Here is a 20,789-nt window from a genome sequence, read left to right as displayed (position 1 = left end):
GTCCAATTGAGCGTTTTCATTAATTTCTTGAGGTGGTCCTTCAGTAGGCTGTTCCGCAGCTTGCGCTTGCTTCACTTGTTCTTCCTGCTCTTTTTGTTTTTGTTCTTCTTGCTTCTTTTTTTCTTCTTCTTTCTTTTTTAGCTCTTCTTGTTTCTTCATTTCTGCTGCCGCTTTTAAAGTTTCTTCTTTCTTATTATGCTCAACAATTTTTGTATACATGAAATATACAAGTGATAATAGTAAGACGAGAATGATTGTCCTTTTTATGTATACAATCGGCCGATGTGCTTTCCCATTCGCATTATTTTTTTCCTGATCCATAATTGCTTTTTTCCCCTTACTCACCAATAATTTAATTCCTCTACTAAAGATTTATTTTAGTAGATTATGGATAATCCATTCTATATCATCCCTACTTTATCACGCACTGCAGATATTACCAACCCATATGTACAAAAAAGAAAAAGAAAATTTACAAAAGTAAGATTCCCTTTAAATTATTAACAAAAAAAGAGGATATCCTGTAAAAAATTGATGTTATCAATCTTTTTGGACATCCTCTTATCTCATTATTTATACGTGTTTTTTCATATCATCGGCAACAGATTCAACATTTGTACCTACGATAACTTGTACACTTGTGTCACTTAATTTCATAACGCCTTTTGCACCGGCACGTTTTAATGCTGCTTCGTTTACTTGACTAGCATCTTTTACTTGTAAGCGTAGACGTGTTGCACAGTTATCAATAACTGTTAAGTTTTCTTTTCCACCTAGAGCTGCTACGTAAGTTTCACCAATTGAACCTGCAACTGGTGCATCCACATCTTCAACTAACTCATCGTCATCTTCACGACCTGGAGTTTTTAAGTTGAACTTCTTAATTAAGAAGTAGAATACTGCAAAGTAAATTGCTGCATAAATTAAACCGATACCTGCTAATAATACAGGTTTTGTTGCAATACCAAAGTTAATAACATAATCAATAGCACCTGCGCTAAATGTGAAACCATCACGAATGCCAAGTGATGTTGTTATGAATAAAGAAAGACCTGTTAATACTGCATGCACACCATATAATACTGGTGATAAGAACATGAATGAGAATTCGATTGGCTCTGTAATACCAGTTAAGAATGAAGTTAATGCTAAACCAGCTAACATACCAGTAACTGCTTTGCGTTTTTCTGGTTTAGCAGCCGCAATCATTGCGAAACACGCTGCTGGTAAACCAAACATCATAACTGGGAAGAAACCAGTCATAAACATACCTGCTGATGGATCTTTTGCAAAGAAACGAGCAATATCACCATGAACAAGATCACCAGCTGCATTTGTAAAGTCACCAAGTACAAACCAGAAATAAGTGTTCATTACGTGATGTAAACCGATTGGAATTAATAAACGGTTTAATAATCCGAATAACCCTGCACCGATTGAACCTAGGTTTACAATACCGTGTGACACTGCATCAATACCAGTTTGGATTGTTGGCCAAATTTGACCAAATAATAATCCTAAAAGAAGCATTACAATAGACGTAATGATTGGTACGAAACGTTTTCCAGCGAAGAATCCTAACCATTCTGGTAGTTTAATTTTATGGAATTTGTTGTATAGTAATCCAGCGATAACCCCGGCAATAATACCACCGAGTATAGCCATATTTATTTTTGGTGTCAAAGCTGCTGCTTTAGAAACTTTATTCATCGTATCTGCTAATTTAGTTGGATCTACTGAACCGACTAAATCTTGAACACTTTTTAATTTATCATTTAATTCTGCTGTTGAGTAAGTAACACTTAAAGCATTAGTTGTATTCTTCATAACTAAATAACCAATTGCACCTGCAAGACCAGCTGCACCACTACCGTCAACAGATAAGCCGATTGCAACACCAATTGCAAAAATAAGTGCTAAATTATCAAAAATTGCTGCACCGGCCTGTGCCATAACAGGAATGTTTAATACGTCTTCTTGTCCTAGACGAAGCAATAATCCTGCTGCTGGTAGTACTGCGATCGGAAGCATTAAAGCTTTACCAATACGTTGTAAAAACTGCAACATTTTAATTCCCCCTAATTCAATTTATGAAATCGTTATCATTATAAGTACGCCTTAGAAAACGCTTTCTATTTACATAACCATAATAACATATAGTTGTATAGATGTGTAGTTTTTATTTTTGGATTTTTTATGGATAAATCTCCTATTTCCAAACTGTTATATAAAAGGGAAATTCTCCTTTTTTAATACAGAGGACGCGAAACGAACGACCTACTATAGAACATGTAACTTTCGTTTTATCATTCCACTTTTTCATGTTATTATTTATTTCCGAGCATATCGGGAAAAGTAAACTTAGTTAATTCGAAATAGGAGCGTTGGTACTATGCAGTGCATTGAAACAAACAACTTACAACAGTTGTTAGAACAAGTAAAACCATATACAAAAAAAGGAAAACTTGCTACTTATATCCCCGAACTAGGAAATGCAAATCCAGACGATTTAGGGATTGCCATTTTCCATAAAGAATCAGAATATATCCATGCAGGCAACTCACAAACACTATTTACTCTTCAAAGTATTTCCAAAGTAATTACACTTGCCCTTGCCCTTTTAGACCGTGGCGAAGAATATGTATTTTCTAAAGTTGGAATGGAACCAACGGGTGACCCATTTAATTCTATTATTAAGTTAGAAACGACAAGTCCGTCCAAACCCCTTAATCCAATGATTAATGCAGGAGCATTAGCTATTACAAGCATGTTAGCAGGAAAAGATAACGAGGAAAAAATGGAGCGTATCCTTCATTTTGTACGTGAAATAACAGATAATCCTACTATTAATTATTCTTCTAAAGTTGCCAATTCAGAATTAGAGACAGCTTACTTAAATCGTTCACTTTGTTACTATATGAAACAAAACGGAATTATCGATTGTGACATCGAAGAACTTATGGATTTATACACTCGTCAATGTGCAGTTGAAGTAAACTGTATTGATTTAGCACGTATTGGCTTAATTTTTGCAATGGATGGATATGATCCATATAAAAAGAAACAGATTATCCCTAAACATATTACAAAAATTTGCAAAACATTTATGGTCACATGTGGTATGTATAACGAATCTGGTGAATTTGCAATCCGTGTTGGTATCCCTGCAAAAAGTGGTGTAGCCGGTGGCATTTTCGGCTGCGTAAAAGGTGAAATGGGAATCGGTATTTTCGGGCCAGCTTTAGATGCAAACGGAAATAGTATCGCTGGTTTTAAAATTCTTGAACTTCTTTCTGCTCAAGAAGGCTGGAGTATTTTTTAATGGAAAGTTATCCTGCTAGTATAGCGGGATTTTTTTATTTGATCTGTTATCAATATCCATACAAAAACGGTATTGAAAGTTTCTCTTTATTATGCATATTTGCTCCCCCCTCCCGAATAATATAGTACAACCTAGCGCTATATGTGGAGGTGTGAAAGATGAAACTAATATTTCAAATGGGAAAACAACCTGTTCTTGAAAAAACAATTCTTCTTTTTATATTGAGTATTGTAGAAAGCTTAAAGCTAAAAGTTGTTTCACTCGACGAAGCTCACCGATACATATTCAATTTAGAAGTACTTGAACTATTAATGGACCGGAACATCGATGATCAAGTACTTGAACTTATTCATTTCGGAATGGGACTTGAAGACATTCACCATGTGCTTCCTGAAGAACTTGAGCATACGATCGAAGAATTAAAGTGGCTTTGCATTCAAGTATTAAGTGAGTACAGTATGCATGAAGAATCCGAACAATTAATTGAAGATATACGGTAAAAAAAGCACCTATGTAGGTGCTTTTAATGTTTTTTTAAACTATTTTTATACGCCTCAATATTTACTGGTAGCTCTTCCTCTTCCAAAGTATGTTCATTTACATCTTTATGAATGAACGCACCTTTAGGTGGTTGATGATCATGCCCTTTTTTCTTATGATCAAATGCTTTCCCGCGTCCCATACAAATCCCCCTTTCTTAAAAGAAATCCGTATTAGTATGGAGAAAAGTACGTCGATATATGCAATCCCTTGCTGTATTTCCAAGGAAATACTCGAACCTTGTTTTCTACTCTCCTTACAACAACTGATCGATCCCAATAAGAATTAATAACACTCCTGCAATAACCGTCGCCCATTTCCCTAAGTATTCTGCTAAATATCGTTTTCCTACATACCCAAAACCACTTATGCAAATAAAACTAAACACCCCAGAAATAGTCGCTGTAAGCCAAAGGTTTAAATTTGTTACTCCAGCATCGAACCCACCTGCGATATTATTAATAGACAATGCAACCCCTAAAACAAGTGCTTCAGAAAAACTAATTGTTTTAGATCCATCGAAATCTGCTTTTTCTGGATCACGTAAAATTCCCATAAGTACATTATCATCTTTAGAACCTGCTGTATTTTTTTGAATCAAGAAAGGCTGGCATAAAATAAACACCCCGATTATCCCTAAAACGATTGCTCCAATCAAGTTTGCTGTAAACTCTGAAATAAATAACGCAATCCAGTTCCCAAAAAATCCCGCTAATAAAGTAAATAAAAATCCAAAGAATGCGATGATAAAATTGTTAAACCACGAAATACGAATTTTACGAATGCCATACGCAATTCCAACACCTGCATTATCTAAATTAGAAGCGATCCCGATTAAAAAAATTGAAAATAAGCCTGCCGTACTCATAAATAGTCACCCCTTTTTCTCACTTTTCAATGCATATTATGAAAATGTTGAGCAACTGTGCCTGTCTGTTTCATATACTTGTAATAAATGCTCAACATTTTTTCAACACTAAAAAAGGAGTGCCTACACTATGGCTAATGAAAACCCGAATGATCGGCTTGGTAAATTAATAAAAAAACTTTTAAAAGAACGCGCCCTATCTATGCGCCAACTAGGAATACTTACAAATATTGATCCTGCAACGGTCTCAAGAATTATTAATGGCAAACAACCGCCGAAACAAAAACATCTACAAAAATTTGCAGAATGTCTTCAAGTTCCACCCCAATTGTTATTTGATGAAATGTACCCTGATTCTCCTCACATAAATAAAGAAAAAACGGATATGTACACATCTCTTGATACCATTCAGCAAACTTTACAATCCTCTAACTTATTTGATTTCGATTACACTACAACTCGCGTAAAACAAGAACTCGAAAATTACGAACGCTATGCCCAGACAACAGAAGGCGAAAATCGTATTCGTGACAGTTTCGCAAGCAAATTAGAGCAAATTGATAGTGCTGGTCCTTTTATTGAACAATTAACAGATATGTATCAACAATTTTGCAATGAAACCATTTCAAAAGAAGAACGTGCAGTTCTTGGGAGCGCATTACTTTATTTCATTTTATCGACAGATATTATTCCCGACTATCTCTTTCCAATTGGCTATTTAGATGATGCGATTGCCGTTGAATTAGCAAAAGAGAAATTACTTGAAATGAAACGAAAGACATAGCAAAATAAAGAACTATTTCAGTTGTTTCTATTTAACTCTGAAATAGTTCACTAAAAAATAGTACAAGTATACATACCTGTACTATTTCAACATACTAATCTATTTTTTCATATGACACCATTCATATATAAATGCTGTTATTACTTTTGTAAATTCAATTAACTGCTCTACTTCTACTTTCTCATTTATTGAATGAGCTTCCTCTAATGTGCCTGGTCCGTAAATAACAGCCGGAATATGAAATTCACTAAACCAACCACCATCCGTTACCGTTGCAGACATATCTAAAATTGCGTTTTTAGAAAGAATTGATTCATGTACTGAGCTAAGCGTTTTTACAGCTGTATGTTCACTATCTATTTCTAAAGAAGGAAAAATTTCACCACGATCTACAATCATTGATTCTCCGCCCCACTTAAATTGTGGCGGATTTTCACTTAACCATGGATCGGCAGCTGCCACCTTTCCAATATACTCTTCAATTTCGTTTATTATTTGTTCATGTGTTTCATTCGGATAGAAGTGCACTGTTATCCACAATCGGCACTCATCCGCAATGAACGCCGCATGCCTTCCTCCCTCAATAACAGCTGGATTAATTGTTGTTGTTCCAGATGGATAGCCTTCATATGTTTTCATGACTGCCCAGTGGCGCTCTAATTCTTGTAAGCTTTGCACAATTTTCATCATTTTTTCAATCGCACTCGCTCCAAATAAACGTCCTCCAGCATGGATCATTTGTCTACGCGTTGCATCATGAAACGTTTGCGGACTTTTCACTGTAATCCATCCAGTAATGACACCGCCTTGCCCTTGCATATGTAAATCACTCGTATCCACTACGACTGCAAAATCAGCATCGTAACCCCTTTTGCAGCATTGAAGTGTACCTGCTTCTCCAACTTCTTCTCCAATTACTGATTGAAAAGTTAAATCTCCAGGTAATTCAATACCAGCTTCTTGTAAAAGTTGAATGGCAAATAGCGCTCCAGCCAACCCACCTTTCATATCTGCTGCGCCACGTCCAACTAACCAGCCATCTTTTATAAATGGATTAAATGGATTTGTTTCCCACGCCTCATCTGCTGAAACTTCAGCTACATCCATATGCCCATTAATAATAAGACTTTTATATGAGTCACTTTTTATTCCTTTTTTTACTCCAACAACGTTCGGATCATTCCGATATACATCCCATTTATCAATACTAAAATTTCGTTTTCTTAAAAACTCTGCAATAAATTCTTGCGCTTCATTTGTATTTCTCGCTGGTGGTGCTGGTGTTTCAAAACGAATTAAAGTTTTTGTAAGTTCTAGTAATTCCTCTTTCCTTGAATCTATTTGTTTTAACAACTGCGAAACTTCTGGATTCATCGCTAATTCCCCTTTGCATACATAGTATGTTTCCAGCTTTATTTTCACAAAAAAAGAGACTGTTTACAATTTTACAGTCTCCTAATTAATCACTATTATAAATTCTCTACTTCCGTTGTATTTGTCTTTTCAATATGCTCCACATTACTTCCCTTATTTCTTGTAGCACGATAAAACAGTAAACAAACAATCATAAATGGAATACCACAATACAATGCCATTCTTTGTTCTGGAATAAAGGCCATGCCAACGATTACTGTTAAATTTAATACTAACGCAAGAAGTGGTACAAATGGATACAATGGTGTTTTAAATTTCAAGTCCTTAACATCCCCGCCCCGCTTCATGTATGACCTTCTAGCTAATAAATTTGATAAAGCAATAGATGCCCAAACTAGTATCGCTCCGAACCCAGCGATAGAAAGCAGCCATAAATAAACTGTATCTTCCGCATAAATACCTGATAGTAGTGAGAGACACCCTACAATTGTGCTTACGATTAATGCATAAATAGGAACACCGTTTTTAGATAACTTGCCAAAAATTGGACTAATCATTCCTTGATTAGACATAGACCATAGCATACGCGAAGTTGCATATAATCCTGAATTCGCAACGGATAGTACTGCTGTAATAATAACGAAATTTATAATATCTGCTGCATAAGGAATACCAATTTTATCAAATACAACTACGAATGGACTTTCTATTACTCCTGCTTGCTGCCAAGGGAATAGTCCAGCAAGAATAAAAATAGATAGTACAAAGAAAACAAGTATACGCCAAACTGTATTGTTAATTGCCTTCGGGATCGTTTTCTCTGGATTTTCACTCTCACCTGCTGCAATACCAACTAATTCTGTTCCTTGGAAAGAAAAATTAACTGCAATCATTGTAATTAAAATGGCTGATAATCCATTTGGAAACAATCCACCATAATCAGTAAAGCTAGAGAACATTGGCGCTGGTTCATTTCCTTTCATATCTAGAAAACCAAACATTGCTGCCCCGCCCAAAATAATAAATGCAATAATTGTAATTACTTTAATACTTGCAAACCAAAATTCCACTTCCGCAAAACTTCTTGAAGATAACGCATTAATAGCAAAGAGCAGTACTGCGAACACTACACACCAAATCCATGACGGTACATCGGGAAACCAGCGTTTCATCAAAATACTAACTGCAATTAATTCAATGCCTATCGTAGCAGACCAGTTTAACCACGACATCCATCCCACTACATAACCCGCTGCAGGGGAAATGTGCTTTGTCGCATACGTTTGATAAGACCCTGCGTCAGGCATCGCAACAGCTAATTCTCCTAAACAGAGCATCGTTAAATACATTACAAATCCACCGACAAGATACGCTACAATTGCTCCTCCAGGTCCAGCTTCATGAATCGTATAACCTGACCCTAAAAAAAGTCCTGTACCAATAACTCCACCGAGTGCAATCATAAATATGTGCCTGCTTTTCAATTCTCTTTTTAATCCTTGGTTTTGATCCATCATATAAATCCCCCTTTTCACTTTGCCAACCCATTTAATGTAAGCGTTTTTAAAATTATTCACCGTAAAAATAATGATTTAAAAGAGCAAAATTACACGTCACTTACATTAATCACTGCCTGTTACTAAAAGGTCATCCCTTACTGTTATTAATAACTTTTGATCAGCAATAGCTTGTCCTTCTACTACTTCTAATGATTCAATATAACCACTGATCCCTATCTTAATTTCTACTTTCTGTTTATCTATTGTTTCAATTAACGCTAATTTCTCCCACTCGTATACGTAAGAACTTTCCGTAACAAATAACTTCTCTACTTTTCCATAACAAGGACTATACACACCTTCTATAACTGTCTTCACTTTATAAATTCCCCCTCTTATTAATTGACACCGCAACGTTGTATATCCTATAAAAATTCATATTCTCCCCTCTAGAGATTTCGAATATTATTTATGCAAAATACGTACCAAGTCTCTGATTCATATATTAAATGAGAGTTTCACACAAAAAAGCGTGCACAACCGCAAAATTTTTCTATCATTTGAGAAGTTTTAAAAGGAAAATAGCAAAAAAATTTTGCGGTTTTATAAGAATTTTAATAAAATTATAAAAAGTCAGTCTTCATAGGGTGAAATGAGGAGAAGATAATCTATGCGTACAGAAGACATTAATTTTAAACAGATCATTGAAATGAATATGCTATATGAAACTTTACTCAATGAACTCGATATCGGGATTCATATTATTAATGAGGAAAGTAAAACGATTGTCTATAACCGCAAAATGATGGAAATTGAATCAATGGATCGCTTAGATGTGCTATATAAAAGTCCTTTAGAGGTATTTGCATTTGAAGAAAATAAAAATAGTACTCTTATAGAGGCATTAAAATTTGGAAAAACAAAGAAAAATATAAAACAAACGTATTTTAACAATAAAGGACAAGAAATTACAACGATTAACGATACTTTCCCTATAATAGAAAATGGAAAAATTAAAGGTGCCATTGAAATATCAAAAGAGATCAGTCACTTAAAGCAAACAATAAGAATAGGCCCTTCTCGAAAACAAAGCACTAAATTTACCTTTGATCACATAATTGGTGATTCTGAAGCAATTCAATCCATCATTACAGAAGGAAAAAGAGTAATTCGTACATCTTCCTCCATACTTCTCGTAGGAGAAACAGGTACTGGTAAGGAACTATTTGCACAAAGCATCCATAATGAAAGTCAGCGTTCAACAAAACCTTTTATTTCACAAAACTGTGCCGCTATACCTGATACCTTAATGGAAAGCCTATTATTTGGTACAAATCGAGGTGCCTTTACAGGAGCAATAGATAAACCAGGTTTATTCGAAGAATCAAACGGAGGAACTTTGTTATTAGATGAAATCAATTCATTAAGCCCAATTCTTCAAGCTAAGTTGCTACGGGCTATACAAGAAAAAACAATAAGAAGAATCGGAGGTACACACGAAAAAGAAATTGATGTTCGTATTATAGCAACTATTAATGAAGATCCCTTCGAAGCCATCGCACATGATCGATTAAGAGAAGACTTATATTACCGATTAAGCGTCGTTACTTTATGTCTTCCGCCTTTACGGGAAAGAAAAGAAGATATTCCAGCTCTTGTTCAGCACTTTATTAAAAAATATAATACTCAATTCGTGCTCAACGTAACCGATGTAGATGTAAATGTAAGTGAATTTTTCTATGCATACGATTGGCCTGGAAACGTACGGGAATTGGAACATATAATTGAAGGTTCCATGAACTTGATAGAAGATGAAACCATCATTACAGCTTTTCATCTTCCTACTCGCTTTCGCGAACAAATAAAAAAAGAATTCAACATGCAGCATACACTAACTAATCACAATACTGATGCACCTAAAACTTTAAAACACACAATAGAAAAAATGGAAAAAAACTACATCAATCAAATTCTTAAAGAGAATCACGGTAACATCTCACAAGCTGCAAAATTTTTAGGATTAAGTAGACAAAATTTACAATATCGAATTAAAAAACTGCATTTACACATATGAAATGAACATTTCTCCAAATGCAAAAAATAATTTGGTAAAATATGTTACAATGAACATATAACATGCTAGAAAGGGGCTATATATATGAGTAATGATAAAAAATTAAAGTTATTACAATACTTATACTTTTTCCCTGCCATGCTCTGTATGATGTTATTCATTAATTCCGATGTAAGCAGCTCTCCTTATGCAAAGCTATTAGGAACAATTTCGGGCTCCTTTGCAGCTATTATGCTTGCTGCTTTTTGGAATTTGAAGCTACATATAAAAAACGAGAAATCTTCGTAATACTAAAAAAATCGAGCTACTTAGCCCGATTTTTTTATTTGCCATTAAAACTCAACATTCTCTAAATACAACCCACTTGCCTCAGCAAGACAATTAATTTGATTGCGCTGCTTTTCTTCTAAAATGTTTGGAATTGCTTCAGCATCTAATTGTCCTAATCCAACTTCAATTAATGCCCCAACAATTTTTCTTACCATGTTATGAAGGAATCCGTTCCCACTTACTCTAATTTGTACAAATCCTGCCTCTTCCATCACATCAAGTGTATATACTTCTCGAACCATAGATTTTTTCTTTGATTTCGCATTTGAAAAAGCAGTAAAGTCATGTGAACCAACTAAATGTTTTGCAGCTGCTTTCATGCTTTTCACATTTAATTTTTTATTCACATGCATGCTGTATTTACGCATAAATGGATTTGTATGCTCTTCATTCCAAATTTTATACAGATATGTTTTTGCTTTAGAATTGTAACGAGCATGGAAACGATCATGTACTTCTTCCACATTCGTAATGCTAATATCATTAGGTAAATATTGATTTAAATATTTTTTCACTTTATGTTCCACTAACTTCTCATCACTTTGAAAGTTAGCAACTTGATTCAAAGCATGTACACCAGCGTCTGTTCTACTACAACCGATAATTTCAATTTCTTTTCCGATCATTTCAGATATGACACTTTCGATTTTTCCTTGAATCGTATTATCGTTATTACCAAGACGTTGCCATCCTTTAAAACGTGCACCATCGTACTGAATCGTTAATTTATAATTATTCATCGTATTCTCCTTGTCTTAATGGGCTAAAAATATAATCCCTCATACAGCTTTTCCATATGAGGGAACTATAACATATTGTTACTTCATTCTAAAAGGAATAAAGTAATCTATTTACTAATTACGATTCGTTCGAATCCAGGAATCTCCTAAGTATGTTCTAATTTTTAACCAACCAAATGATGTTGTAGATTCTTCAACTACAAATACAGTTTGTGGTGCAAAAGTACCGATTGCTCTACCGAAAGGTTGATCAAATGCCGTAAATACATTTGGGACATGGTAATAAGATCCTTGTGGTGCAATCCATTTTTCTCCAACCTCAACCTTAATTTTCTTCCAACCATTTTCTCCTTGTTGAAGTACTCTTACAGATTGGGCTGAGAATTTCACACCGTGATGCATGTACTTAGGTTCATTGTATGCATAAAAATCACGATTAATATGTTCCACGTGTGGATAACGAACAATCCACTTTGGCCCTAAATACGTGTTAATTAAAGACCAACCGTTTTCTTTTGTCTGCAAAATATTAACCGTTTGTGGAGCGAACCAAGCATCTGGATTTTTAGCTTCAGGGCTACTGTATGCTGCAAAATTCTGCTTCATTATTTGTGGCATTCCATTTACACTTGTCCACTTCTGCCCCAAATATGTATCAATCAAAATTTCACCTCTTAGTGTACCATCACGTGCAATAACAGTTTGAGGACCAAATACGTACTTCGCACTGTCCATATTAATCCAATCAAAAGCTTCAAAAGTTCGATTAATTTCTACTTTAGCGCCCTCTGGTGCGATAAATCCACCACTTATCTTCCACCATCCACTAGGATGTTGATTTGTAACATAAACCCTTTCTCCTGGCTGCAGTTCTTTTTTCACAGGCGAATTAAAACTACGACTTTCATATACTTTTAATGTTTTTGTTGTTTCATATGATTCCGCATGTGCAGAAGTTGCAAATAAAGAAACCATCCCAAAAACAAACAATGCCAACCATTTTTTCATAAATCTTCTCCCTTTCAGCTTATTTTCTATAGCAAAATTGCTATGTTACATCCATATTGTAATTTATTAATACAAAGTGGTCTATACAATCTGAATACTGTATATTTTTACAAATTCTTTTCAAATGCAGAAAATAATTTCATATACTTCATACAGAAAGTATGTATATTGATTACGTAACGTGATTTAGCTGCCAGCATAACAAAAAATGTTGATGTAGTTAACTACATCAACATTTTTAATCCTTCTTATTTCAACTTTAATCTAACTACATTTTCTACATGCGCAGTATGCGGGAACATATCAACTGGTTGCACATACTCCACTTCATAACTCTTCATTAATGCTTGTACATCACGTGCTAATGAAGAAGGATTACAAGACACGTACACAACTTGTTTCGGTTTCACCTTTAAAATCGTTTCCAGTAATTTATCATCGCAACCTGTACGTGGTGGATCGACAACAATTACATCTGGACGCCATCCTTCTTTTACCCATTTCGGTAACCATTGTTCAGCTTTACCTGCTTCATATTTCGTATTTGTAAATCCGTGACGCTTCGCATTTTTTCTTGCATCTGCAATCGCTTCTGGAATTACATCCATACCACGTACTTCCGCTGCATCGTTCGCAAGCCAAAGTCCGATTGTACCAACACCACAATACGCATCTACAATTTTCTCATCGCCTGTTAACGCAGCTGCTTTTTTCGCTTCATCATATAAAACAATTGTTTGTTCTGGATTCAACTGGAAGAATGCACGTGCTGATAATTCAAATGATAAATCGCCAAGTGTTTCTTGAATTACTTCTTTTCCAGCTAATTTAAATGTTTTATCTCCAAAAATAACAGATGTTTTACGCCAGTTTACATTTTGCATAATTGATTTAACCGCTGGCATCTGTTTTTGTACTTCTGCAACAAATTGTTCTTTATTTGGTAATTCTTCTTTTGTTGTAATAAGTGTAACTTGTACTTCCCCTGTTTGAACTGCAGTACGTGTTACAATTGTGCGTACTAAACCTTTTTGTTTTTTCTCATTGTAAATAGAAACATTTAATTTTTCTAAAATACGTCTTACAACTTTTGTCGCTTCATTCGTTGCTTTATGTTGAATCATACAGTGAGCAATATCAATTAACTGATGTGAGTTTTGTTTATATAGCCCTGTAATAACCTTTTCGTCTTTACGCCCCACTTGTAATTGACTCTTATTACGGTAATGCCATGGATTTTCCATGCCAAGCGTTGGACGAATTTTCTCTTCCATACTGTTTTTCATGTACTTCTCAAATGCTTGTACAACGATATCATGCTTTTGATTCAATTGTTCTTTATAATCTAAATGTTGCAGCTGACAACCGCCACACTCCTCATATACTGGACACGGTGCTTTCACACGATGCGGTGAAGCTTTACGAACTTTTTTCACTTTCGCTTCAGCGAAGCCACGCTGAATTTTCGTTGTTTCTGCAACAACTTCTTCTCCTGGTAATGCCCCTGGAATGAAAACAACTTGTCTCTTAAAATAACCAACGCCTTCTCCGTTAATCCCAAGACGTTTAATTGTCACAGGAAACGTTTGACCAACTTCCAACTTACTCTCATGTTGCTTTTGTATCATTATTACACCTCTACTCTATACTTTTCCATAAATATAACGCTGCATAACTGCAGTATGGTTCACACTCTTGTTTCACTTTTTCTAAAAATGCATCATCAGGTTTATCATCTAATTGAAATATACCTTGCACTGCACGCTGAATCCCAATGTCCGCTTTCGGAAACATATTTTTCCGTCCAATCCCAAACATTAAAAAGTTTTGCACTGTCCATGCACCAATTCCCCTAATTGGCAACAATTGTGCTGAAACTTCTTCTTCCGTCCCAGTTTCTATACTCGCTAAATTTAATGTACCACTGACAATACTTCGACCTAATCCTACTATATATTCAGCCTTTCGCTGACTAAACTTCTGCTCTCTCAATTCTTCTATTGAAATATTTGCTACTATTTCCGGAGTGGGGAAAAAGAATACACCGTTCTTCTCTGTTCCATACCGTTTCACAAATTGTTCTGTTAACACAGTAGCAAATTTCAAATTTATTTGTTGGTGAATGATACAGCGAAGAAGACAAGCAAAATAATCAAATTCTAAAATAATTGGAGTATAAGCATATGTTTCAAATAGTGGACGTAATGATGTGTTTAAAAAATGATTTTGTATATCTTGAAACGGTTCATTCCAATGAAAAATGGCCCTCATTCGTTTCATGACTTTCTCCGGATCTCCTGTCTGACTAGAAATCCAAAACTGTGGATTTTGAACAGTACCAATCCCTTGTAAGCGAACAACAACCTGTTCCTCTTCTATGCAAAGCGGGATATAAATGACTTTCTCATCTAATTGAATGACGTTAAGAGGATCAAAAGATAAACGTTTTAATACTTCTTCAAAATGATACGGATACTCTAACGTAACATGTTCGCTCCACATACGTTTCCCCATCCTTTTTACACATCATTATAGCATGAGAAAACCGTAAGCATACATGCTTACGGTTGATTGCTTTTTACTAAGTCATCTAGACTTTTAAAATGATACCCTTTCTCGCGCAAATCATCAATGATTTTCGCAAGTGCTTCTGCATTATCTTTTGATATTGCATGAAGTAATAAAATAGATCCTGGGTGAATCATCGTCATAACATTATTATGCGCATATTGCCATCCTCTTTGCTGATCCACTTTCCAATCCAAAAATGCAAGTGACCAAAATACATTATAGTAGCCCATTTCTTTCGTAAGAGCTAACGTTCTTTCACTAAATACGCCGCGCGGAGGACGTACATATTTCACTTCTTTTTGCCCAGTTACTTTTTTAATTTCTTCCGTTACACTCGTTAATTCTTCACGAAGCTTCTCATCATTTACCGCTGTAAAATCAGGATGACTCCAAGAATGATTTCCAATAATGTGTCCTTCATCCTTCATTCTTAACAATAAATCTTTTTGTGTTTTAATGTAATGCCCCGTTACAAAGAAAGTTGCTGGTACTTTTTTCTCTTTTAATACATCTAAGATTTTCCCTGTGTATCCATTCTCATATCCATTATCAAATGTTAAATAAATATCTTTTTTCTTCGTATCTCCTAAATAAAACCCGCCATTTTTTTGCAGTAAATCCGTATATAACTTTCCTGCATCTGGTACTGTTTCATTTTTAGGACGCGGGATTCCCCAGTTATGTGGAGTATTTGTATAAGCCAATGTTGAAACTGGAACAAGTGCCATCATAATTGAAAAAATGAGACCGATATATAACCATTTATATTTCATAAATAGTCTCCTTTCCATATATAATCGTACCTGTAGTTTCTGTTTCCTTACTTACTTTCATGCTGTGCATGTTTTTCTATATATACCAAAAAATGCATCTCGAAAGATTCGAGATGCATTTTTGTTTATTTAAATACCGGCTCTTTAAAGCTCGCTAATTTTTCAAGTGATGTTTTATCAACATCTGCATGTAAACTATTACCATGAGAGTCCATCGTTACAACTGCTTTAAAACCTTCAATGCGTAAATGCCACATTGCTTCTGGAATACCAAATTGTAAGAAATCAACATCTTCCACTTCTTTAATACATTCAGCATAATATTGCGCGGCACCGCCGATTGCGTTTAAGTACACGCCACCGTGTTCTTCTAAAGCCGCTAATGTTTTCGCACCCATACCGCCTTTTCCAATAACAGCGCGAATACCAAATTTCTTCATAATATCGCCTTGGTACGGTTCTTCACGAATACTTGTCGTTGGACCTGCCGCTTTAATTTGCCAATTGTCATTGTCATCTTTCACAACAACTGGACCACAGTGGTAAATAATTTGTCCGTTTAAATCTACTGGACAATCATTATCCATTAAATGCTTATGGATTGCGTCACGACCTGTATACATCATGCCATTAATTGTTACAACATCACCAACGCGAAGTCCACGAATTTGCTCTTCTGTAATTGGTGCTTGTAATACAATCTCACGTTGCTCTGTTTTTTCTTGTGCTTCATGCTGAAGTGTATCTTCACCTTCTTGATATAACCAATCCATAATTTCACCTGTTTCAGGATGGATTGTTACACCTAGGCGGCGATATGCCCAGCAATTATACGCCACAGATACGTAGAAGCTAGCTGGCAGGCGGTTATACACGCCAATTTTACAGCCCAGTAAAGTTGTTTCTCCACCAAATCCCATCGTACCAATGCCAAGCTTATTCGCATTTTCTAATACGTACTCTTCAAGTTGTTGTAACTCTGGTACTGGATTGACATCATCTAATGTACGGAATAATTGATTTTTTGCTAATTCATAACCTGATGTGCGGTCTCCCCCGATACCAACACCAATTACACCAGCACTACATCCTTGACCTTGTGCTTGGTATACTGCATGAAGAAGGCATTTACGAATTCCTTCTAAATCACGGCCAGCTCGTCCAAGTCCTTCTAGTTCACACGGTAAGCTATATTGAATATTTTTATTCTCACAGCCACCACCTTTTAGGATTAAACGTGCATCAATATAATCTTTTTCCCATTGTTCAAACTTAATAACCGGTGTACCTGGTCCTAAATTATTTCCACTATTGTCTCCAAAAAGAGAGTCAACAGAATTTGGACGAAGTTTACCATCTTTTGTCGCCCGCTCAAGCGCATTATAGATAGCTTCCTTCAACTTTAATTGATTCACACCAACTGGTGTATAAATTTTAAACGTTGGCATCCCTGTATCTTGGCAAATCGGTGAGATGTTATCATCAGCCATTTTAATATTATTTGTAATTGTGCCAAGTGCCATCGCAGAACGAGTCCCTGCATTTTCTCGCTCTTTCGCTTGTTGAATCGCACGACGAACATCTTTCGGTAAGTTCGTTGACGTTTCAACAATTAGTTGATACATGCTTTCTTGAAGCTTTTCCATTGTTACTTCCCCCTCAATTGTGAACGCTACCAAAACGTTATGAGCTGAAAATTCCATTGTTATGCTCTTTAGCTTTTTATTTGTTTCACGCTATTAAAGCATAAATGAAATTTTTCACAACTTGATTATACCTCTTTTTCTATCGTCCTTCTATTATCCGCACAGAAAAAGGCTACCAAATTGGAATTGGCAGCCTTTTTAATATATTATTCGTCTTTTTTAAATTGCTCACATTTTAATTCTAATTCATCTAACATTGCAAGAAGACGATCTACATCTTCTAATTCTACTTCTTCAGGTTCAATTGTATCAATTACTTCAATGAACATATTTAAACGCTCTTTTAAATATACTAATTGTGTATCTTTATCTTGAATTGCTTTTCCCATGAAGGCACTCTCCTTTTAATTCGAGTTGCTTTTATTATACCGCAAAAATGATTGCTATGGGCATGAAATTTCACCAATTTTGTCACAATCATCCACTATAATGTAAGCCCTCTCTCTTTTCATGCTAAAAAGTTTCACTTTATAAAAAGCACATATTCTTCTATTATAGAGAATGGACAAATTGTTATTTCAATAGTCAAAGGAGTATTTCATATGACGATATCACAAAAAATGAAGCCGATTACTCCTTCTTACGATCCATGGGAAGCGTATATGGACCTTGAAGAGTACGGCAAACTACTATTAACAAATGTTGAATTTACAACGACGACGTTATGCAATATGCGCTGTGAGCATTGCGCTGTTGGTTACACGTTACAGCCGAAAGACCCAAATCCGCTTCCGATGGATCTTTTATTAAAACGATTAGATGAGATTCCTCATTTACGTTCTTTAAGTATTACTGGCGGAGAACCTATGCTTTCAAAAAAATCCGTCGACAACTATGTAACACCACTCTTAAAATACGCCCATGAACGAGGCGTTCGCACTCAAATCAACTCTAACTTAACTATAGATTTAGCACGTTACGAACAAATTATTCCTTATTTAGACGTGTTGCATATCTCTCATAACTGGGGAACAATTGATGACTTCGTTGAAGGCGGATTTGCAATGATGGAGCGTAAACCTACTTACGAACAACGTGCAAAATTATTCGAAAGAATGATTACAAATAGTAAGGCTCTATCAGATGCAGGTGTACTTGTATCTGCCGAAACAATGTTAAACAAAAGAACTCTACCACATATTGAACATATTCACCGCCAAATCGTCGAAGAGATGGGCTGTAAACGTCATGAAGTTCACCCAATGTATCCAAGTGACTTCGCGAGTAATCTAGAGATTTTAACAAAAGCTGAAATTCGTGATGCGATTGAGCATTTACTAGAAATTCGCGATGAAAATGTATGGATGTTATTTGGAACTTTACCTTTCTATGCTTGTAGCGATGACGAGCGAGACATTGCCACATTTAAAAAATTACAAGAGAGCAAAAATGTAACCGTTCGTAACGATCCAGATGGCCGTTCTCGTTTAAATATAAATATTTTCGATGGAAATATTATTGTGACGGACTTTGGTGATGTTCCACTTCTAGGAAACATACAAACAAACACATTACAAGAAGCATATGACAAATGGAGTGCTTCAAAAACAGCAAAATCATTAAGCTGTCACTGTCCTGCAGTAAAATGTCTTGGACCAAATGTTCTTGTAAAAAACAGCTACTATCCGACAGAAGATTTCTTATCAAAAACAGCAAACATTACATTATAAAAAAACGTCAGCTTATAAGCTGACGTTTTTTTATGTTATTGCGAGTGGGAAGAAGAAATGAATTTAAAAAATAAATGATCATGAATTGGAATCGCCGCTCCAATTCCTTGAGAAGTAATATTTTTCACAACAAGTCTTTTTTGATTTCCCTTTAATACAAGATACACTTCTCCAAATGTTACTTTTCCCTTTTCATTTACTGCTGGTGTATAAGCGTATAAATATCCGAGTTGACTCGGACTAATATTATACACACGCTCATGTCCAGTACCATAACCAATAGTTGTTTTAAACGAAAGGGGCAATTGTACTTTTTCAAGCGCTTTGAGAAGCATCATTTTTTTCACATCTGCAGCATCTTTCATATCTGCTGTTAAATCGCCTTCAACCGTCTTTTGTGTTTCTTGCTTATAGCGAAGTGGATATAAACGGTCTCCTCCGCGATTATCATACACATTTCGATTCACTTGTTTATATTCCCAATTAATCGATGTGTCTACTGATTCATAATGTAAAGCCCATTGACCTAAATAAATTTTTGCCCGGTACCCTACTGCAAGCGGCGCATTTGAAATTGTCGTTTCATTAAACATCCGAATTAAGTCTGGATTTTCAATTTTAATATTAGCTGTTTTCAATAGTTCTTGAGCAAACTTACTTGGCTGTAAACGTGGCAAATCTTGCGCATCATTTGGAAATGTATTGTCTTTTGAAATATTTAAAACAGATGAAGGCATTTTTGTTCCTACTGTTGTCTTTGCAAAACTCATGTTAGGAAATAATAAAATAAACGAGACCATAGTTGAAAGACATATGCTGTATACTCGTTTCACCTGTCTGGCTCCTTCCTATGTAAAGGTATATATACTACTTTGTTTATTGTTTTCTCTGAGCACAATTGTTATGCCTATTTTTCATAATAAATAAAAACCAATTCCCATAATGACATACGCCGCTAGTAAAGTGCCGCCTTCAAACCAGTTTGTATCTCCATCATTTGAAATCGCAATCGTTAAGAAAACGGCTGTAATCATAGATACAAGTTCTGGTATGGTAAATACTAAAGGCATCCTCTGCGCGAAGAACATAGATAGCAATACTAGTACAGGAGCAACAAACATGGCGATTTGTAATGTAGAACCTATTGCAATTTCGACTGCAATATTTACTTTATTTTTATAAGCCATAATAATTGCAGATGCATGTTCCGCTGCATTTCCAACAATTGCAACGATAATAACCCCTATAAATAATTCTGACCAACCAAATGATTTTGCAACAGTTTCAAAAGTATGCACGAGCGCCTCTGATACATAAGCTACCGCCAGTGTTGCTATCGCTAAAATAAGGAGTGCCTTCCCTTTCGACCACTCTGGCTCTTCTTCATGCGCTACTTCGTCACTTTTATGTTGATATACACCACGGTGCGTAACTAACTTAAATAGTAATGCAGCAATGTACATGATAATCATAATAATAGAAACACCTATACTTAATTGATACGTCTTGCCAGCGTCCATCTTCATTGAA

General features: G+C 35.4%; 22 protein-coding genes and 1 pseudogene. 6 read left to right on the top strand and 17 right to left on the bottom strand.

Going from position 1 to position 20,789, the window contains the following annotated elements; all coding sequences use genetic code 11:
* From MR167_RS24515 to MR167_RS33410, 3 genes and pseudogenes are all read right to left on the bottom strand, one after another.
* Positions 1–321: pseudogene (locus MR167_RS24515) on the bottom strand (serine hydrolase domain-containing protein); the annotation flags it as partial.
* A 252-nt stretch (positions 322–573) separates the two neighbouring features.
* Complete coding sequence (gene nagE / locus MR167_RS24510; RefSeq protein ID WP_000938888.1) at positions 574–2,067, bottom strand: N-acetylglucosamine-specific PTS transporter subunit IIBC; 1,494 nt, start codon at positions 2,065–2,067, stop codon at positions 574–576.
* 142 nt (positions 2,068–2,209) lie between these two features.
* A complete protein-coding gene (locus MR167_RS33410; protein WP_003276512.1) occupies positions 2,210–2,323 on the bottom strand; it encodes a hypothetical protein in 114 nt (37 codons plus the stop codon).
* 69 nt (positions 2,324–2,392) lie between these two features.
* On the opposite strand from MR167_RS33410, the gene glsA reads away from it, so the two are divergent.
* Complete coding sequence (glsA, locus tag MR167_RS24505) at positions 2,393–3,322, top strand: glutaminase A (RefSeq protein WP_001149844.1); 930 nt, start codon at positions 2,393–2,395, stop codon at positions 3,320–3,322.
* Between the two features lie 158 nt (positions 3,323–3,480).
* Positions 3,481–3,822, top strand: a complete 342-nt coding sequence (locus tag MR167_RS24500) for a DUF3969 family protein (protein WP_000766603.1) — start codon at positions 3,481–3,483, stop codon at positions 3,820–3,822.
* 23 nt (positions 3,823–3,845) lie between these two features.
* Here the strand turns inward: MR167_RS24500 and MR167_RS24495 are convergent, their stop codons facing one another.
* On the bottom strand, positions 3,846–4,004 hold the full coding sequence (locus tag MR167_RS24495; RefSeq protein ID WP_000532409.1) for a hypothetical protein: 159 nt from the start codon (positions 4,002–4,004) through the stop codon (positions 3,846–3,848).
* A gap of 114 nt (positions 4,005–4,118) precedes the next feature.
* A complete protein-coding gene (gene ytaF / locus MR167_RS24490) occupies positions 4,119–4,730 on the bottom strand; it encodes a sporulation membrane protein YtaF (protein ID WP_242315708.1) in 612 nt (203 codons plus the stop codon).
* 130 nt (positions 4,731–4,860) lie between these two features.
* On the opposite strand from ytaF, the gene MR167_RS24485 reads away from it, so the two are divergent.
* Positions 4,861–5,514, top strand: coding sequence for a DUF1232 domain-containing protein (locus tag MR167_RS24485; protein ID WP_001262777.1), 654 nt, complete (start codon positions 4,861–4,863; stop codon positions 5,512–5,514).
* Positions 5,515–5,613: 99 nt separating this feature from the next.
* Here the strand turns inward: MR167_RS24485 and MR167_RS24480 are convergent, their stop codons facing one another.
* The 3 genes from MR167_RS24480 to MR167_RS24470 form a co-directional block, all read right to left on the bottom strand.
* The gene (locus MR167_RS24480; protein ID WP_001067752.1) at positions 5,614–6,888 is read right to left on the bottom strand and encodes an acetylornithine deacetylase; all 1,275 of its coding nucleotides are present in this window, start codon (positions 6,886–6,888) and stop codon (positions 5,614–5,616) included.
* A gap of 95 nt (positions 6,889–6,983) precedes the next feature.
* On the bottom strand, positions 6,984–8,405 hold the full coding sequence (locus tag MR167_RS24475) for an amino acid permease (RefSeq protein ID WP_000969252.1): 1,422 nt from the start codon (positions 8,403–8,405) through the stop codon (positions 6,984–6,986).
* Positions 8,406–8,510: 105 nt separating this feature from the next.
* The gene (locus MR167_RS24470) at positions 8,511–8,765 is read right to left on the bottom strand and encodes a biotin/lipoyl attachment domain-containing protein (RefSeq protein WP_000859489.1); all 255 of its coding nucleotides are present in this window, start codon (positions 8,763–8,765) and stop codon (positions 8,511–8,513) included.
* A gap of 292 nt (positions 8,766–9,057) precedes the next feature.
* Between MR167_RS24470 and MR167_RS24465 the strand changes: the two genes are divergently transcribed.
* Positions 9,058–10,461: a sigma-54 interaction domain-containing protein gene (locus MR167_RS24465; protein WP_001258425.1), complete on the top strand. Its 1,404-nt coding sequence runs from the start codon at positions 9,058–9,060 to the stop codon at positions 10,459–10,461.
* A gap of 84 nt (positions 10,462–10,545) precedes the next feature.
* Entirely contained in the window at positions 10,546–10,749 is a 204-nt protein-coding gene (locus MR167_RS24460) for a hypothetical protein (protein ID WP_000063865.1), read from the top strand.
* Positions 10,750–10,793: 44 nt separating this feature from the next.
* Here MR167_RS24460 and truA read toward each other — a convergent pair whose 3' ends face one another.
* The 7 genes from truA to MR167_RS24425 form a co-directional block, all read right to left on the bottom strand.
* Entirely contained in the window at positions 10,794–11,531 is a 738-nt protein-coding gene (gene truA, locus MR167_RS24455; RefSeq protein WP_001067298.1) for a tRNA pseudouridine(38-40) synthase TruA, read from the bottom strand.
* Between the two features lie 114 nt (positions 11,532–11,645).
* Positions 11,646–12,539 carry a hypothetical protein gene (locus MR167_RS24450; RefSeq protein WP_000758929.1) on the bottom strand — a complete coding sequence of 298 codons (894 nt, stop codon included), beginning with the start codon at positions 12,537–12,539 and terminating at the stop codon, positions 11,646–11,648.
* Positions 12,540–12,787: 248 nt separating this feature from the next.
* Positions 12,788–14,167 carry a 23S rRNA (uracil(1939)-C(5))-methyltransferase RlmD gene (rlmD, locus tag MR167_RS24445; protein WP_242315706.1) on the bottom strand — a complete coding sequence of 460 codons (1,380 nt, stop codon included), beginning with the start codon at positions 14,165–14,167 and terminating at the stop codon, positions 12,788–12,790.
* A gap of 10 nt (positions 14,168–14,177) precedes the next feature.
* Positions 14,178–15,041, bottom strand: a complete 864-nt coding sequence (locus MR167_RS24440; protein ID WP_000269427.1) for a DNA-3-methyladenine glycosylase family protein — start codon at positions 15,039–15,041, stop codon at positions 14,178–14,180.
* Positions 15,042–15,100: 59 nt separating this feature from the next.
* The gene (gene pdaA, locus MR167_RS24435; protein ID WP_000875970.1) at positions 15,101–15,883 is read right to left on the bottom strand and encodes a delta-lactam-biosynthetic de-N-acetylase; all 783 of its coding nucleotides are present in this window, start codon (positions 15,881–15,883) and stop codon (positions 15,101–15,103) included.
* Positions 15,884–16,008: 125 nt separating this feature from the next.
* On the bottom strand, positions 16,009–17,529 hold the full coding sequence (fumA, locus tag MR167_RS24430) for a class I fumarate hydratase (RefSeq protein ID WP_000413529.1): 1,521 nt from the start codon (positions 17,527–17,529) through the stop codon (positions 16,009–16,011).
* A 206-nt stretch (positions 17,530–17,735) separates the two neighbouring features.
* The gene (locus tag MR167_RS24425; RefSeq protein ID WP_000513558.1) at positions 17,736–17,918 is read right to left on the bottom strand and encodes an SE1561 family protein; all 183 of its coding nucleotides are present in this window, start codon (positions 17,916–17,918) and stop codon (positions 17,736–17,738) included.
* A 213-nt stretch (positions 17,919–18,131) separates the two neighbouring features.
* Here MR167_RS24425 and yfkAB point away from each other — a divergent pair, with 213 nt between their 5' ends.
* Entirely contained in the window at positions 18,132–19,259 is a 1,128-nt protein-coding gene (yfkAB, locus tag MR167_RS24420) for a radical SAM/CxCxxxxC motif protein YfkAB (protein ID WP_016078596.1), read from the top strand.
* Positions 19,260–19,294: 35 nt separating this feature from the next.
* Here yfkAB and MR167_RS24415 read toward each other — a convergent pair whose 3' ends face one another.
* A complete protein-coding gene (locus MR167_RS24415) occupies positions 19,295–20,092 on the bottom strand; it encodes a YfkD famly protein (RefSeq protein WP_002083605.1) in 798 nt (265 codons plus the stop codon).
* 81 nt (positions 20,093–20,173) lie between these two features.
* Positions 20,174–20,789 (bottom strand): calcium/proton exchanger (gene cax / locus MR167_RS24410; RefSeq protein WP_242315704.1); only part of this gene is annotated, 616 nt, incomplete at its 5' end.

This window comes from Bacillus cereus group sp. BfR-BA-01355 (assembly GCF_022663675.1).
Lineage (GTDB): Bacteria > Bacillota > Bacilli > Bacillales > Bacillaceae_G > Bacillus_A > Bacillus_A thuringiensis_S.
The sequence above is the reverse complement of the archived record's forward strand: the minus strand, read 5'-3'. Positions and strand labels throughout refer to the sequence as shown.